Here is a 15,843-nt window from a genome sequence, read left to right on the forward strand (position 1 = left end):
AGGTAAATGTCCACCAGACCTTGAGCACAGGCAGATTAAGTATAAAAATAACGTGATTGAATGTGATCATGGCAAGCTAAAGCGGATCATCAGGGCCACATTAGGATTCAAATCTATGAAGACGGCTTATGCCACAATTAAAGGTATTGAAGTCATGCGTGCACTACGTAAAGGACAAGCATCGTCATTTTATTATGGTCAGCCTCAGGGTGAAGTGTGTCTAATCAACAGGGTTTTCGGTCTCTAAGCACTTTTTAAAGGGAACATCATCGACTCAAATCTCTATTTGCAACAGTGCCGTCCAAAATGACCGCTATATTAACCAAGGGGGTCAGTTTTTAAATGCCATTAGGGGGTCATTTTTACACTGCCGCTAACACCAGATTCTATCCCTATATGCTAAAGGTATGACTACCCGTGAAATTGTGGCTACCTTTAAGGAAATGTACGATGCCGATGTATCTCCAACGCTGATTTCCAAGGCGAACAGCACTGCTGTGAGGATGCCGTCAATGAGCAGGTTGCTGAATGGCAAAACCGTCCGCTGGATGCAATCTATCCTATCATTTATATGGACTGTATTGTGGTTAACGTCCGTCATAATGGCAGTGTTATCAACAAGGCTGTATTCCTGGCCTTAGGCATTAATCTTGATGGACACAAAGAACTGCTCGGCATGTGGATGGCTGAGAATGAAGGTGCAAAGTTCTGGCTGAATGTCCTGACTGAGCTTAAAAACCGAGGATTGCAGGATATTCTGATCGCCTGTGTAGATGGACTAAAAGGCTTTCCTGATGCCATTAACAGCGTATACCCGCAAACCCACATCCAGCTGTGCATTATCCACATGTTGCGCAACAGCTTGAAATATGTGTCATGGAAAGATTACAAGGCGGTCACTCAGGATTTAAAAGCCGTTTATCAATCACCCACTGAAGAGGCAGCCTTGATGGCCCTGGATCAATTTGCCCAAACATGGGATGACAGTAAGCGTCCGCTGAACCCCATGCCTATCTCAGTGATGTGCTGAAAAGGCTGCCGACACAGAAAGTGACTCAGATTGAAGAATTGCTACCACACCGCTGGAAACCTGAACCGAATTAAAAAATAGGTATGGGATTCAGCGGACGCTTACAAAAAGGAGAGCATTACTCTCCTTTCATATTGCCACAGCGTATAAGATATTATTTTTTTAAATGGTATAATTCACTCAACAAACTATTATTTTCCTTATAAATTTCATTATGAAAAGATACATTCAATTTATTGCCCCTTTTTTCTTTATTAATGCAGCTATAGCCGATGTACCCATGGTTATGATCGTAGATGGTTCACAAAGGTATGCAGAGGAAGTGATAGCGGTGGCATCATCCTCAATTGGCGATATGGATAATCCTCAACAGGCACACGCAAAAATATTTCAACAAGAAGATGGCAAAGATAAAGCTGAAAAATATATTGAATATCTAGGCAATTTAGTCAGAAAAAAGAAACCTGAAACTACGATTTCAACAAAATATAAAGCTATCTACGACCATCTTGATAAACAACAAAGTCTTGCCCATAGACATAGATTTCATACTAACAATGTTATAAATGAAAAACTGAAAAAAGAATTTTTAGAGAAGTTACGTCAAGAAAGATCGAAATATGGAAAGATGGAATATGAAGAAAAAAAAGCAGTAATTATTGAGAATTATAAAGCTTCAGAAAAAATGCTCCAAAACTCTAAACTTATTGAGCATTTCCGTCCTACTGTTCCTAATATCGATGACATTTTTCGTGGACTTGATATTTATGCTTGTGCACCGTATGTAAGAAAATTAGAAATTAGACCAGCATCTGGCTATATCTATAACGAAATGGAAGGATCAACTTATGAGGCGGTTGGGTTTAAACAAATTGAGAAACAGCTGTTAGCATCACAAGATAAAAATCGAGCTTTTGAATATGCTTCCTATGTAATACAAGATGATATAAATCCAACTATGCCAAGGTGGTCATTTTGGGACAGAATTTATAACTATAAAAATCTTGTAAAGGCTTATGTAAACTTTATAAGTATGGATGAAATTAAGAGCTATAGTAACAAGAACTGCAAACGCTATTCTAAGTTTGTGATAGAAGAATCAACGTATCGTCCAAATCGCAAATAATTTTTCTAATCTTAATTCATTCAGCATCTACGATTAGCTTGTAATCGTAGACGCTACTTTATTTAACTGGCAAAAAACTCCTGCAAATTGGTATTAGATTGCATGGTTTTGAATCTTTAAAAAATATCAACAATATATGAAAGCCTCATAGTAAGCGTCCGCTGAATCCCATACCAATTTTTAATTCGATTTAGGTTTCCAGCAGTGTGGCAGTAACTCTTCAATCTGGGTCACTTTATGCGTCGGCAGCCTTTTCAGCACATCACTTAAATAGGCATACGGATCCAAGCCATTCAGCGTAAGCGTCCGCTGAATCCCATTCCATCTTTTGTTAAGTCATTATGAACTACAGCTTTAAACCAAGCTTCTGCATGCCTGAGAGATTTAACAGTAGCTACTGTACGATCAGGGTCAACGTAAATAGTAAACTCTTCACCTTTATCTAATACAATCCACTCAGCTTGAGCAACTACAGGTACAGTAACTAATAAAGACTATAATAATTTTTTAAACATCATGAATCCCCTCAATTTAATAATTTAATTATAACAGTCACTTGACTTTACTATTAAGCAAAATTGATCATTTTTCTTATTACAGGTCTTCAGCTTGATCAACAACGTCTTTTAATTTATTACGCTCTTCAATGTTAGCTTTAGTCGGCTCAACAAGAGCTTTATCTACAGCTTCAGCATGAGCTATTTTAGATACGTCTTTAACCAATTCAGCAAGAGCTTCTAAAGCCGCATCATAATCCTTATTAGTCATCTAGTTACCCTCAAATATATAGAACAAATATAACAGCCGTAAACATTAAATCACATGCAGAAAGTAGCCGTTTCCGCTTCTTTGCGACTTCAGATGACGCACTAAGATCCTAGAACTACTGAACCGTACCGGGTTTGTCGGAGACCACTTTTCTTGAGATGAGAAGCATTGCTTCGCAAGACGTAGCGAAGCGTAGTGTCCCGATGACAAAATTAAAATATACCCCTGAAATAAGAGATAGAGCGGTTCAATTATTGATTGAATCCGAAAAAGATTATCCATCGAATTGGGCTGCAATCACAGCTATTGCTCCTAAAATCGGTTGTACTCCTGAAACACTACGTGTTTGGTATCAAAAATATTTAGATAAACAAAATCCAGTTAAAGTACAGCTGCTTTCAGACCAAGAACGTATCAAACAACTCGAACGCGAAAATAAAGAACTGCAACGCGCCAATGAGATTCTACGTAAAGCAGCCGCTTTTTTCGCCYAGGCGGAGCTCGGCCGCCCACACAAATAATGGTGGATTTTATCCAGAACAATAAAGATCGATATGGTGTTGAAGCGATTTGTAGAATTTTACCGATTGCAGCTTCGACCTATTATCGGGCTTTAGATTTCGTTGATAACCCAGAACATCGAGCGAAACGTGCTCTGCATGATTTACATCATGCAGAGCAAATCAAACGTATTTGGAAAGGAAGTTTAGGTCGATATGGTGTGCGTAAGGTCTGGCAACAATTGAAACGTGAAGGTTATGTTATCGCACGTTGTACAGTTGCTCGATTGATGCAAAAGCTAGGTATACAAGGTGTTTGGCGTGGTAAGAATAAACAAACCACCCGTAGCCGAGATGATCAAAAAAGAGCAGATGATTTAGTGAAACGTAATTTTAATGCTGATCATCCTGACCAACTGTGGGTGAGTGACTTTACGTATATTCAAACTCATTCAGGCTGGGTCTATACCGCCTTTATTATTGATGTGTTCTCACGAGCAATTGTTGGATGGAAAGTATCGACACGGATGAATACAGATATGGTGCTCGATGCACTTGAGCAAGCATTGCACGATCGAGGCATGCCAAAGAATGTGATTCATCATTCCGATAGAGGTGTTCAATATCTTTCTATTCGCTATACCAATCGTTTAGAAGCTGCAAATTTACGAGCATCAGTCGGTACGACTGGTGATTCATACGATAATGCTTTGGCTGAAACGGTGAATGGCTTATACAAAACAGAGGTGATTGAATATTTAAAAGCAGATTGGCAAGGTTTAGCAGATGTACAACTTGCGACACTAAACTGGGTAGATTGGTTCAATAAAAAGCGTGTACACAGTGCACTGGGTTATGTATCGCCTTTTGAGTTTGAAGCAATGTACTATGATAAGATTAACCCGTTAGGTCAGGTGGCCTAACTTAAATAAAAAAGTCTCCGACAAACCCGGTACGGNTTACGAGCATCAGTCGGTACGACTGGTGATTCATACGATAATGCTTTGGCTGAAACGGTGAATGGCTTATACAAAACAGAGGTGATTGAATATTTAAAAGCAGATTGGCAAGGTTTAGCAGATGTACAACTTGCGACACTAAACTGGGTAGATTGGTTCAATAAAAAGCGTGTACACAGTGCACTGGGTTATGTATCGCCTTTTGAGTTTGAAGCAATGTACTATGATAAGATTAACCCGTTAGGTCAGGTGGCCTAACTTAAATAAAAAAGTCTCCGACAAACCCGGTACGGTTCATAATGAAGAGAACAAAATCATTGGCATAAAAACCCTAGCCCGATTCTTTGAAATAAGCTATGTTTCTTTTGTTCATCCAGAGACACAAAGAAATGATATGGAAAGAAATGTTGAATTTACCTTTTTAGGAATGTCGACTAAAGACTCTAGAGTTATTGTTTTTATTGACGTTGTTCCATAATTTTCAAGTAGTCAAAATGAGTATACAATATTCATGTGATGCAAGAAGATACAACTGGATAGGATGGGCCCATAAGTATTTGAAGCTGCCTCGTGTATGATCATGGGGACTGTCCAAACAAACGGCTTTTGAGAGTGCTGCCTGATACGAAAAATAATATCCAAGAGATGCTAGCGGTAAATTTAGTGTAAAATTTAATGCTAGCCATCATTAAAACTTATTTAAAAATATGAAGTTATATCGCACAGATTGGAATATGTTTCCTAAAACGGTTATTGACCGTGGTCTTGGAGATGCAACCTCTCATTACATGTATGAAGCTGCTAAAGCAGGGGATGTTGAAAGTGCGTATATTTTAGCTAAAGATTTAGTTTCGGATGAGGCGATTGCTGAACTAGAAAGAATTATCGATGGTCGGGAAACTATTATAGTACCTGTACATGCTGAGGAAGCAGTCGGTCGTAATATGATTCCTTTAGCTACTTCAGCAGTTATAGCAAAGAAACTTGGGCTTGAAGTTGATACGAATATAGTTCAAGCTATAAAAGTATCAAGAACTGGCGGTGATGGGTGGCATAGATTAGCCAACCCACCAGCATTTGATGGGACAATAAACAATGATAAATGTGTTATTATTGTTGATGATACCCAGACCCAAGGTGGTACTTTTGCAGCATTAAAAGGTCATATTGAAACAACTGGGACGAATAAAGTTATTGGAGCATATGCACTGACGGGTAAACAATACTCATCACAATTAGCTCTAAGTAAAGAAACTCTTCAGCAATTGAGGGATGTATATGGTAATCTTGAAGCATGGTGGAAATCGATTTACGGGTACGATTTCGAAAGGCTCACAGAGTGGGAAGCAAAGTATATCCTCAACTCTCGTAAAACAGCTGACGAAGTCCGAGATAGAATCATTGCGTCAAAACAAACGTGATGCTTATGCACTTATGATGAAAATGAATTAATTATTATTTAATTAAGTTAAAAGACTGCTATATAGCGGTCTTTTTTGTTTTTGAGCTCTACAAATTTTAATGAGTACATATAGTTACTTTTATAAAAATGATAATAAAGGGTAGAGGAGGTCATCTAAGAATTTAAAGCACAAGACTTATTTAACATTGATGACAGAAAAAGTGAGTTGTTGGGAACTTAAAGAAGAGGTGGTACTTATAATGGTTACTAAAATACAAATACTTAAAATATTAAATATATAAAACAATATATTACAAATATATATGATGCGTAGTGTACGCATCATACATAAAGCGTTCTATTTTGATATAATTGATCCAATCAACCCATTGTTAGGTTTCATTTAAATTCCATGAGTCTTACTGAAATTAAAGTTCGCCAAGCTCATTGTAAGGAAAAAACCAGTTTTTTATCCGATGAAGATGGGCTTAGCCTGAAGATTGAGCCGAGTGGAAGAAAATCTTGGTGCTATCGCTATACAGATCCACAAACTAAAAAACGTCGACGCATTCAGTTAGGTCGTTATCCTGATTTATCGCTGAAAAAGGCACGACAAGTCAGAGATGACTTTAAAGACAATGATTTCTGTTTTGAACAAGATACTGCCTCTAATGTCATCACCTTTGGTAAGGTCGGGGAGGAGTGGTTACAGTTCAAACTGAAAAATGCCTTCAACGATCTACCCCGCTGTGGTGTACTACAGTTAGCAGAAAGATGCTTACAGCAAGATATTTATCCAGACCTTCAGGATCTACCTTTTCAAAACATCAAGCGTTATGACCTGGTTTCAGTAATCAAAAAAATAGAGGGACGCCAAGTAAAAGAACCTGTCAAGAAAGCTTGTAGTTATTTGAACCAAATTTATGACTACGCTGTAGCGATGGGTTATTGTGAATTCAACATCGCGCATGGTTTAAATAAAATCGCCATTAACAGTAAAATCAAGAAAAATTATCCGTATTTGAAAGCGGAGGATATATCTGATTTTAAGTATAAATTACAAAAATTGGATGCCCATCCGATTATTAAAAAAGCACTGCTGTTCAAATTACATACTGGCGTGCGAGGGGCTGAATTGTTATTGGCTGAGCCTCATCATTTTGATTTAAATGAAAAAGTCTGGAAAATACCTGCCTTGCATATTAAACAGTTTCGACGAAAAGTCATATTAGGCCATGAGATTCCCGACTTCTTAGTTCCACTTTCAGATCAGGCTTTAGATATTTTAAAAGACGTCATGCAATGGTCATACGGTGAAAAGTACATTTTTGCTAGCCCACGGAAACATAATCAACCGATTCATTTTAATACATTAAATATGGCTATACGTAAGATGGGCTATGGAAAACATCAATTATCCTCTCATGGACTACGTTCCACTTTTAGTACCATTTTGAATGACTCAGGTTTGTTCCAGGATAACTGGATTGAGGCACAACTTTCACATATTGATAAGAACCGTACCCGTGCCAGCTATAATCACGCTGACTATTTAGCCCAGCGGACTGAAATGATGCAGTGGTGGGGTGATTATTTAAGTACTGCTAAGTGAAAATCGTACTTTTATACATAGACTTAAAACATTATGGGGTTTCAAATGGATAGTAAACAATATACTTGCCGTGTTACATGGTCAGCAGAATATAATGAGTATGTTGGGTTGTTCGAACCACAAGCACTAGCCATTTGTTGTAATTCAGCTTTAAGCGCCCTTAATTCTTTCATGCGTTTATTCACTAGTGCAAGTTGCTGATCAATTAATGCATTAACGCTAGAGCAGCTTTCTTCTGGCTTATTTTTTAATTCGATAAGACGTTTAATATCATTGAGTGATATATCTAGGCTGCGACAATGCTTTACGAATTCCAATTGTTTAAGTGCTTTGCTATCATACAGCCTGAAATTACCTTCTGAACGATTTGGATTTAACAGTAATCCTTCTCTTTCATAATATCTAATCGTTTGTATTGAACAGCCCGATTTTTTTGACAATTCGCCTATTTTCATCAATTTCCCCCAGACATTTGACTCTATAGTTACTATAGAGTCTATAGTATAAGTATGCAACGAAAAGGATATATAAAAAATGACTGAGAAATATTTAAACAATACGAATATCGTTAATTTTGAACACAAAGATATCCAATCCTTGATCGATCAACGTAGGTGGAAAAACTTGGATAACTTCAACAAAATTGGTGCCGCTTATCAGTTTGTAAAAGATGAGATTTTCTTTGGTTATAATGAAAGCGATGATATTGCAGCAAGCGATGTGCTAGCAGATGGTTATGGACAATGTAATACTAAGGGTAATCTGTTAATGGCACTATTGCGTGGACTAGGCATTCAATGCCGATTTCATGGGTTTACCATAGACCAGCAACTACAAAAAGGTGCTATCCCAAGCTATGTATTTTGGTTAGCACCTAAATACATCATTCATAGTTGGGTAGAAGTTTACTTTGAAGGGCGTTGGATAAACTTAGAGGGCTTTATATTGGATGAGCAATACTTAAGCTCTCTACAGGAGAAATTTGACCAAGTAAAAGATGATTTTTGTGGTTATGGTGTTGCAACAAAGTGCTTTTCATCACCAGATACAGATTGGCGTGGAGAAAATACCTATATTCAAAAAGAAGGTATTCATGATGACTTTGGGCTTTATGATTCCCCTGATGAGTTCTATCTCGAAAAAGGGACTAACTTGTCGGGGTTCAAACGCTGGATATATCAACGCTTGATACGTCACTTGATTAATATGAATGTATCAAAACTAAGAAATAGAAAAGTACTAGAGGTACAAAATGCACAACCATAATCATAGTGATCAACATGGTAAAGATGACCGTATTGGTTGGGCATTTTTCCTTAATGTGACATTCACTATTATCGAATTTATAGGTGGTTGGCTCACTAACAGTACGGCGATAATGGCAGATGCAGTTCACGATCTTGGTGATAGTCTTTCAATAGGTTTTGCGTGGATTTTAAGTCGTTTTTCAGATAAAGAAGCATCAGATAAGTTTAGTTATGGTTATCGTAGACTTACTCTCTTTGGCGCATTGATAAACAGTATTGTTTTAATCATTGGCTCAATTTGGATTTTATTTGAAGCAATTCCAAAGCTGTCCAATCCTGAAATGCCTGTAGTCGAGGGGATGTTAGGGCTAGCGATACTCGGCGTTGCCGTTAACGGATATGCTGTATTAAAATTAAAAGCGGGTGAAACATTAAATGAGAAAGTACTGACATGGCACCTTCTTGAAGATGTACTTGGATGGGTTGCCGTTCTTATAGTCTCTATCGTACTGTTGTTCGCTGAACTGCCGATATTAGATCCCCTTTTATCAATAGGGTTCACGCTGTTCATCTTGTTTAATGTTTTCAAAAACCTGAAATCAACACTCGTTTTATTTCTTCAAGCTGCACCCGATAAAGAGACTCAAAAGCGTATTAAACTATCACTAATGGAATTTCCTGAAGTTAATGGTATCCACCACATGCACTTTTGGTCACTAGATGGTGAAAGTCACGTTTTAACAGCGCACCTTGAGCTGAGTGACAACTTTGACGTTAAAGAATTAATTAGGCTTAAACAAGAAGTTGCAGCTAAATTATCTTCCTATCATTTATCGCATACAACGATAGAGTTTGAGTTTTTAAATGAAAATTGTCGGGATGAAGCGCAGTAAGCTTTATCAATAAAATGTTGGGCATACAATATTAAAAGCAGCTTAATTAGGCATAACCTAGTAATTAAGCTGCTTTTTTTGATTTTAAATTTCGTCGGATTGCTGTTTGCTACTCTCAGAGCCATGCGCCCATTGATATAAAATAGGCAATACAAACAAAGTTAAAATTGTAGAAGATACAATACCGCCGATAACAACTGTTGCTAGTGGTCGTTGTACTTCTGCACCAATTCCAGTGTTTAACGCCATTGGAATAAAACCTAAACTTGCGACCAGTGCCGTCATTAAAATAGGTCTTAAACGAATGATGTGCTGAGTTTCCATCATTGTCTTGGCTTGATGCGGATCAGTCTAAAGCATTCTCAGGAATAGAGGAGCTCGTTGCTGATGTTGTCGCTGATATGATTAGCAATAATGAAAAAGTTCCTACACCACTCTCCGGGAAAATATAGTAGGCAGTTTGTTGTCCTTGTTCTCAGTGGTTCAACAAAAACTAGCCCTCGAAGCCGCAGAACGTGGCGTGGACATAAATTGTTTAGTATCAGTAAAAAGAGCGATGTAATTTTAGTACGAGTGAGTGATAGAGCAGGAACCTATGCTTCATATATTCAGTAAATGGTATGTTTTTGAATTAATAGGTATTTTTAAATAAAGCTTTCTTTGATTTAGTGCTTTTTATTTAATAAATTAATTTTAAAAACAACTTAGGCTAATTGATAAACACTATCTGGAAAGATTAAAAGAAAATATTTTTTAATTTCTGCTAATTCATTTAAGGCAGGTTCCCTTTCAAGCAGTTGAAATGTCCAAATAAGTACAGCCTGATGATTATCATAGCAAGTATTTACTCCAAGAAAATTAGCCATTCCATAACTTCTATTGATGTTCATTTCTTTAATTAATTGATTTCCTAAGTCACGAGCTTGCTGGCTGATCAATAACTCATTTGGTAACACGGCGGTCATCTCCACAAAATAATCTAATGCAGGTTCAATCCTTATATTTAAAAAGTTATAATTTAGTTGAAATGGATAAAATATACTTTCTATAAGTTGTAATAACCTGCTGTAGGTTAATTTTAGCAAAGTATTATTCAGTCAACAACTTCAAATAACCCACAGCAAGTTATTTTTTTGTAAATTAATTTAAATATGATTACTTGTAAGTTATCTAGCCTCATGGGCGATAGAAAAATTTTAAAATTAAGTGAAGTGGTGCATGCAACAGGTATCAATCGCAACACGCTCACAAGTATGTATTATGACCGTGCTGTACGTATTGAATTACCAGTCGCCGATAAGTTGTGTAAGTACTTTAACTGTACGATGAATGATTTGTTTGAGTTTAAGGAAGAAGTTGAAGAAAAAGATTAACTTAATACTTCGTTTGATAAGTTTTTCGAAGAAAAAGACTAGCCAATACTTAGTTTGATAAGTTTTTCTCTGCAGATCTAATATTGAATTTTATAAAATATCATTACAAACAGATACTAATTTCATTACTTCTAAAATGAAATCAATCGAATGGTAGAGTTTTTTTGCTATTTGCATTTTAAGGTGGGATTTTGAGGCCTTGTTGCGCAAACCTACCGATAAGGTCTTATACAGCAATAGCCTACACCTAAATTTATCGTACACCGAATTGGTCATCCTACAATCATGCTTTGATCAATCATGGTAATTTTACAATTTGGTTTGATACTAAGATTCAATGATATTCGCAGTCACAAGGAAAACATGGTCGAAATCAAACTTATTCTGACATAGCCATTCAGTGCTATCTCATGATTAAATCCTTATTTCGTCTTTCTGTATGCATGGTGACTGGCTTTGTCCAAAGCTTGATTAAACTTTGCGGATTAGATTGGACAGCTCTGGATTATTCAACCATTCGCAGAAGACAAAAGCATATTGATATTCAAATTAGCTATGAAAAGAGTTGCAATGGACTGCATCTACTCGTTGATTCCACGGATTTGAAGTTCTTAGGTGAAGATGAATGGAAACGTAAAAAGCATTAGCCGAAATATCGTCGCCAATGGCGTAAACTTCATATTGGTATAGATACTAAAACCCTGCTAGGTAGAACACTATGGAAAAAATGGTCAGGCTATCATCGCCGAAGTTTGGTCGAAACAAAGATGCACTGCATCAAATTATTAGGCGATAAATTAATGGCAAGAAGCTTTCCTAGTCAGATGAGTGAAATTCATGCTCGCGTAGCAGTCCTCAACAGATTTATGGAATTAGGCCGACCTAATACCCGAGTTGTAACTTAAATTTGAGTTGCTTAGGAAAACTCAATCTTTAAAGGCTTTATGCAACAAAGAACTTCGAAATTGATTTATGGATTATGAGCACCCTAAGGGCTTATAATTCAAAATATTTTCAATTATGGGGTGGTGAATTTTGGATAAGGTGAAAGCAAAAAAAATCATACTACGCACTTTGATTGGAGTCGTAACCTTGCTCGTTGTTGTTTCTGCGATTCAATTTTACTTGAGTTATCGGTCAAACACAAATTTTGAAGCAGTTGAGGAAGCATTTGATAAAAAGTTCCCTCGGACGATTGGTAGTTATCCCGATCTGAAAGTTGAAGCTGAATCTTATACCACCCCTTATGATCTAATGATTGCAAATGATTGGAGAGTAGAGAGTGTTTATGGTCCATTCAGAATGAAAGAAGAAGCATCTATTGGTGTTCTCGATTGCCAAATTAAAGTAGGCGATATTAAAAATTTTAAAAAGGATGGTTTTTCGTTACTAGAGCAAGAAATTGGCGAAGATCAATATTTCAGAATTAAAGATTTGAGTCATGTGTTTAAGGGCATTCCTAGTATTAACAAACAATTTTCAAATTTCTACAAAGATAATAAATTGAGTTATGCCGAATACTGCTCTCTCAATATGATGCTTATGGTGTTCTTTAATCATAGATCTACAGCGCAGCATCAACAGAATATTCAAGAGTTAAAAGACAACTTAAAAGCTAATTAATTATGTTGTTGTAAAGGAAGTAGGTGTATTTCAAGAGTAGTAATTGTATGAATAATGTTTATTTTGATGAAGCAGGAAATAGCGGATTTCAGTTGCTTGATCCAGTTCAACCTGTTTTTGTTTTAGCTTCAAATTGTTTTGATGAAAGTACCGCAACGGAAATGATTAAGTTGTTGAACGTTCAAAAGGGTGGTGAAGCAAAATTCAAAAATTTTAAAACTTCTGATAAAGGTCAACGAAAAATTGTTGAATTTTTGAAGACTGTAATCACTGAAAATGAAAAAGTGAAAGTCACGGTTTACCATAAAAAATATATGGCTATGGGATTACTCTTAGATTATTTGGTAGAACCGCAATTTGCTGAGCGAGGAATGAATTTCGCAGCAAATAAATATAACATCATCACAAATAATATTTTTTTTCATTTGATGGATTATTGTTATGGTGCAGGTTCTTTAGATTCTTTGCTCAGTGATTTTATTGAACTTGTAAAAGATAAAAGTGATGAAAATATCGAATCTTTTTACTCGACTGTCCGTCGAATAGCCGCTTCACCGCTAGATCTTAATAAGCAATTGGATTTTAGTTGGATTAAGGGTTCTGAATCTGATGTAAAAGATCATTTGGAGCATTTAGATCGAAGAAGTCTAGATCCTGTACAATCAGGTATTTTTACTCATGCTCAATATTGGGGGGAGGAATTTGATAACTCCTTTAATATTATTCATGATGAGTCTAATACCCTAGAACAGAGTTTGGATTATTTTAATAAATATACAGATCCTTCGAGTATGAAGATTATGGTCGGTTCAGATGATCGAATTATTAAGCTACCGTTGAAGGTACAAAAGGTTGATATAAAAAACTCTCGGTTGATTTCTCAAATACAAGTCTCTGACATGATTGCAGGCGCTATCGCATATTACTTAAAGCAAATAATTACTGGTCAGAGGAGCGAGAAGCTATGGAATGAGTTGGATTCAATCGGAATTGGAGACCTACTTACTCACATGGTATGGCCAGAAATGAAATTCACTACTCAACAATATGGAATTAAAAAGTTGGATTCTGTACATGGGGTGAATATTGCGGATGAAATAGCAACGTATCAAATGAATCAGGCCCGAAAATATAATAGATTTTAGATGTACTAGCTCAAACCTGATCTGACAGTTACCCATTTTTTATTGTGTCTGTCAGGTTAAATTTGAGCTAAATTCTTCTCAGCCCAAATCCGTTTTCCATCAAGTAAAGTTTCAAATGGTGTGCGACCACAACACATTTTTCCTTGATGAGTTCGTTCAGTATTATAGAATTTCAGCCAATCGTCTAGATCAACTTGTAATTCATCCAATGAGCTATAAAGCTTCTTCCTAAACGTAATTTGATAGAACTCCTGTAATATTGTTTTATGGAAGCGTTCACAGATCCCATTTGTCTGTGGTGATGCAGCTTTTGTCTTCGTGTGATCAATATCATTCACTGCTAGATATAACTCATAATCGTGTTGTTCCACCTTACCGCAATACTCAGTGCCTCTATCTGTAAGAATGCGAAGCATTGGTAAATTCTGAGATTGATAGAAATGTAATACACGGTCATTCAGCAAATCCGCTGCGGTAATCGGTGTTTTAGTTGTGTAGAGCTTGCAATGAACAACCTTGCTATAAGTATCAATAAATGTTTGTTGGTAGATCCGTCCAACACCTTTGAGATTCCCAACATAAAAGGTGTCTTGTGCTCCTAGATAACCAGGATGAGCTGTTTCTATTTCACCACAAGCAACGTCATCCTCATGCTTGCGTTCAAGCGCTGCTATCTGATGATCATTTAACTCAATTCCTTCTTGAGCCACTTTCACTTCAAGGGCTTTTAATCGCTTTTTAAAGTTCTCTAAATCATGRCGAAGCCAWATAGAGCGRACMCCACTCCCTGAAACGAATACACCCTTCTTGCGTAAYTCATTACTRGTACGGTGCTGACCATATGCRGGATATTGAATTGCRAAATCAATAACAGCCTGTTCAGTAGCATCATCTACRCGRTTTTTWWAATTTGGTACYCGACGGGAYTTATTSATCAGTGCRTCAATRTCACCAGAMTTYACTARYTCYTGATAGCGATAAAATGTGTCTCTGGACACACCCATCACTTTACATGCTCTAGATACATTCTGAAGTTCTTCAGCTAAATTGAGCAGACCTACTTTGTGTTTGATAATTTGATTGTTAGTATGCAACATAAGAAAGTTACCTTTTTTTGATTAAGATTTCGACACCTTTATCAAAACGGGTAACTTTCTCTTTTTCAAGAAGAATGTACGATCAAGTCTGAACTAATACATTTTTTAGACACTAAAATTAACAACGAGCATTATGTTTTTTGGGTGCTCCTTTCTATCGATCTTGTTCATCTCTTAGGGGGTGAGCAACTCGCTTAAACATATATGTTTTATCTCGCAATTGAACTTTTAAACATCATTTTATAATGTTTTGGTGTATATTCTTTTTTAGTTCTTGGAGGCTTTGTTGCACAAAGCTGTTCTTAAGGGCTTCTTCAGCAATATAATTTTCAAATGAAGAAGCCTACACAGAAAATCTACCGCACAACCAATTGGCCCGCATATAACCGAGCACTCATGAGTCGCGGAAATATTGCCATTTGGTTTGATCCTGCTACGCAATGGTATGCGCCATCAAAAGGCAAACAAGGGCGAAATCAAACCTACTCCGACGCAGCCATCCAATGCTGCTTAATGATTAAATCCTTATTCCGTCTGTCTTTACGTATGGTCACTGGCTTTGTGCAAAGTCTGATTAAACTTTGCGGATTAAATTGGATAGCGCCAGACTACACTACAATTTGTAGACGAAAACAGCATATTGATATTGCAATCAGCTACCAAAAAAGTAGCGATGGGCTGCATCTACTCGTAGCCTCTACAGGCATGAAGTTTCTAGGTGAGGGCGAATGGAAACGCAAGAAACATGGAGCTGAATATCGTCGCCAATGGCACTGTTGCAAATAGGCTGACATGATAAGCTAAATATCTTATTTATTTCGAGATACAGCAGATGAATCCCTTCCACGGTCGGCACTTTCAAGGTGAAATCATTCTTTGGGCTGTTCGTTGGTATTGTAAATATGGCATCAGCTATCGTGAACTTCAAGAAATGCTCGCTGAACGAGGCATAAATGTGGATCACAGTACAATTTATCGTTGGGTTCAGCGTTATGCTCCAGAAATGGAAAAACGCTTACGCTGGTATTGGCGTAATCCTACAGATTTACATTCATGGCATATGGATGA

The 15,843-nt window shown here is 36.9% G+C and carries 14 protein-coding genes, 9 pseudogenes and 1 other annotated feature; of the genes and pseudogenes, 17 read left to right on the forward strand and 6 right to left on the reverse strand.

What is annotated here, in order from left to right; all coding sequences use genetic code 11:
* From BJN41_RS12500 to BJN41_RS12510, 4 genes and pseudogenes are all read left to right on the forward strand, one after another.
* Positions 1-247: DDE-type integrase/transposase/recombinase (locus BJN41_RS12500; RefSeq protein ID WP_034589764.1), on the forward strand; the 247-nt coding region annotated here is incomplete at its 5' end.
* A gap of 133 nt (positions 248-380) precedes the next feature.
* Positions 381-985: pseudogene (locus tag BJN41_RS12505) on the forward strand (IS256 family transposase); the annotation flags it as partial.
* A gap of 14 nt (positions 986-999) precedes the next feature.
* A pseudogene (locus tag BJN41_RS14925) lies at positions 1,000-1,104 on the forward strand (transposase domain-containing protein); the annotation flags it as partial.
* 140 nt (positions 1,105-1,244) lie between these two features.
* Positions 1,245-2,156: a hypothetical protein gene (locus BJN41_RS12510; protein ID WP_070155580.1), complete on the forward strand. Its 912-nt coding sequence runs from the start codon at positions 1,245-1,247 to the stop codon at positions 2,154-2,156.
* A gap of 180 nt (positions 2,157-2,336) precedes the next feature.
* Here the strand turns inward: BJN41_RS12510 and BJN41_RS14930 are convergent.
* Together BJN41_RS14930 and BJN41_RS15645 are read right to left on the reverse strand one after the other, a co-directional pair.
* Positions 2,337-2,453 (reverse strand): annotated as a pseudogene (locus BJN41_RS14930) (transposase domain-containing protein); the annotation flags it as partial.
* A gap of 297 nt (positions 2,454-2,750) precedes the next feature.
* Positions 2,751-2,924, reverse strand: a complete 174-nt coding sequence (locus BJN41_RS15645) for a hypothetical protein (RefSeq protein ID WP_162833965.1) — start codon at positions 2,922-2,924, stop codon at positions 2,751-2,753.
* Positions 2,925-3,127: 203 nt separating this feature from the next.
* Between BJN41_RS15645 and BJN41_RS12520 the strand changes: the two genes are divergently transcribed.
* The 4 genes and pseudogenes from BJN41_RS12520 to BJN41_RS12535 all read left to right on the forward strand — a co-directional run bounded on the left by BJN41_RS12520 (position 3,128) and on the right by BJN41_RS12535 (position 7,397).
* Positions 3,128-4,347, forward strand: a protein-coding gene (locus BJN41_RS12520) for an IS3 family transposase (protein WP_141730410.1) whose coding sequence is annotated in 2 segments (ribosomal slippage) — positions 3,128-3,404 and positions 3,404-4,347 — 1,221 coding nt in all. Because the reading frame shifts where the segments join, the coding sequence is not laid out codon by codon here.
* Positions 3,403-3,519: a sequence feature (AL1L pseudoknot), on the forward strand. Its footprint overlaps the gene before it by 117 nt.
* 36 nt (positions 4,348-4,383) lie before the next feature.
* Positions 4,384-4,641 (forward strand): annotated as a pseudogene (locus BJN41_RS12525) (integrase core domain-containing protein); the annotation flags it as partial.
* Positions 4,642-5,090: 449 nt separating this feature from the next.
* Positions 5,091-5,804 carry a phosphoribosyltransferase gene (locus BJN41_RS12530; protein ID WP_001986287.1) on the forward strand — a complete coding sequence of 238 codons (714 nt, stop codon included), beginning with the start codon at positions 5,091-5,093 and terminating at the stop codon, positions 5,802-5,804.
* A gap of 393 nt (positions 5,805-6,197) precedes the next feature.
* On the forward strand, positions 6,198-7,397 hold the full coding sequence (locus tag BJN41_RS12535) for a tyrosine-type recombinase/integrase (RefSeq protein WP_005245164.1): 1,200 nt from the start codon (positions 6,198-6,200) through the stop codon (positions 7,395-7,397).
* A gap of 41 nt (positions 7,398-7,438) precedes the next feature.
* Here BJN41_RS12535 and BJN41_RS12540 read toward each other — a convergent pair whose 3' ends face one another.
* A complete protein-coding gene (locus BJN41_RS12540) occupies positions 7,439-7,852 on the reverse strand; it encodes a Cd(II)/Pb(II)-responsive transcriptional regulator (RefSeq protein WP_005245163.1) in 414 nt (137 codons plus the stop codon).
* Positions 7,853-7,931: 79 nt separating this feature from the next.
* Here BJN41_RS12540 and BJN41_RS12545 point away from each other — a divergent pair, with 79 nt between their 5' ends.
* Together BJN41_RS12545 and BJN41_RS12550 are read left to right on the forward strand one after the other, a co-directional pair.
* Entirely contained in the window at positions 7,932-8,663 is a 732-nt protein-coding gene (locus BJN41_RS12545; protein WP_005245162.1) for a transglutaminase-like domain-containing protein, read from the forward strand.
* Positions 8,650-9,537, forward strand: a complete 888-nt coding sequence (locus BJN41_RS12550) for a cation diffusion facilitator family transporter (RefSeq protein ID WP_070155584.1) — start codon at positions 8,650-8,652, stop codon at positions 9,535-9,537. The genes BJN41_RS12545 and BJN41_RS12550 overlap by 14 nt, the downstream gene beginning before the upstream one ends.
* Before the next feature lie 84 nt (positions 9,538-9,621).
* Here the strand turns inward: BJN41_RS12550 and BJN41_RS12555 are convergent.
* Positions 9,622-9,846, reverse strand: a pseudogene (locus BJN41_RS12555) (efflux RND transporter permease subunit); the annotation flags it as partial.
* Between BJN41_RS12555 and BJN41_RS15460 the strand changes: the two are divergent.
* Positions 9,846-9,989 (forward strand): annotated as a pseudogene (locus BJN41_RS15460) (antitoxin HicB); the annotation flags it as partial. The pseudogenes BJN41_RS12555 and BJN41_RS15460 overlap by 1 nt on opposite strands.
* 252 nt (positions 9,990-10,241) lie before the next feature.
* Here BJN41_RS15460 and BJN41_RS12560 read toward each other — a convergent pair.
* A complete protein-coding gene (locus BJN41_RS12560; RefSeq protein ID WP_004658363.1) occupies positions 10,242-10,493 on the reverse strand; it encodes a hypothetical protein in 252 nt (83 codons plus the stop codon).
* Between the two features lie 195 nt (positions 10,494-10,688).
* On the opposite strand from BJN41_RS12560, the gene BJN41_RS12565 reads away from it, so the two are divergent.
* The 4 genes and pseudogenes from BJN41_RS12565 (at position 10,689) to BJN41_RS12580 (ending at position 13,678) form a co-directional block, all read left to right on the forward strand.
* Positions 10,689-10,910: a helix-turn-helix domain-containing protein gene (locus BJN41_RS12565; RefSeq protein ID WP_004658364.1), complete on the forward strand. Its 222-nt coding sequence runs from the start codon at positions 10,689-10,691 to the stop codon at positions 10,908-10,910.
* 251 nt (positions 10,911-11,161) lie between these two features.
* Positions 11,162-11,815: pseudogene (locus BJN41_RS14935) on the forward strand (IS5 family transposase).
* A gap of 130 nt (positions 11,816-11,945) precedes the next feature.
* Positions 11,946-12,533 (forward strand): hypothetical protein, encoded by a 588-nt coding sequence (locus BJN41_RS12575; protein WP_070155587.1) that lies wholly within the window; start codon positions 11,946-11,948, stop codon positions 12,531-12,533.
* Between the two features lie 47 nt (positions 12,534-12,580).
* Positions 12,581-13,678: a DUF3800 domain-containing protein gene (locus BJN41_RS12580; protein ID WP_005403804.1), complete on the forward strand. Its 1,098-nt coding sequence runs from the start codon at positions 12,581-12,583 to the stop codon at positions 13,676-13,678.
* 56 nt (positions 13,679-13,734) lie between these two features.
* Here BJN41_RS12580 and BJN41_RS12585 read toward each other — a convergent pair whose 3' ends face one another.
* Positions 13,735-14,775, reverse strand: coding sequence for an IS481 family transposase (locus tag BJN41_RS12585; RefSeq protein ID WP_070155588.1), 1,041 nt, complete (start codon positions 14,773-14,775; stop codon positions 13,735-13,737).
* A gap of 333 nt (positions 14,776-15,108) precedes the next feature.
* On the opposite strand from BJN41_RS12585, the pseudogene BJN41_RS12590 reads away from it, so the two are divergent.
* Positions 15,109-15,546 (forward strand): annotated as a pseudogene (locus tag BJN41_RS12590) (IS5 family transposase); the annotation flags it as partial.
* Positions 15,547-15,607: 61 nt separating this feature from the next.
* Positions 15,608-15,843 (forward strand): annotated as a pseudogene (locus BJN41_RS12595) (IS6 family transposase); the annotation flags it as partial.

Source organism: Acinetobacter towneri (genome assembly GCF_001758345.1).
Taxonomy (GTDB): Bacteria; Pseudomonadota; Gammaproteobacteria; order Pseudomonadales; family Moraxellaceae; genus Acinetobacter; species Acinetobacter towneri_A.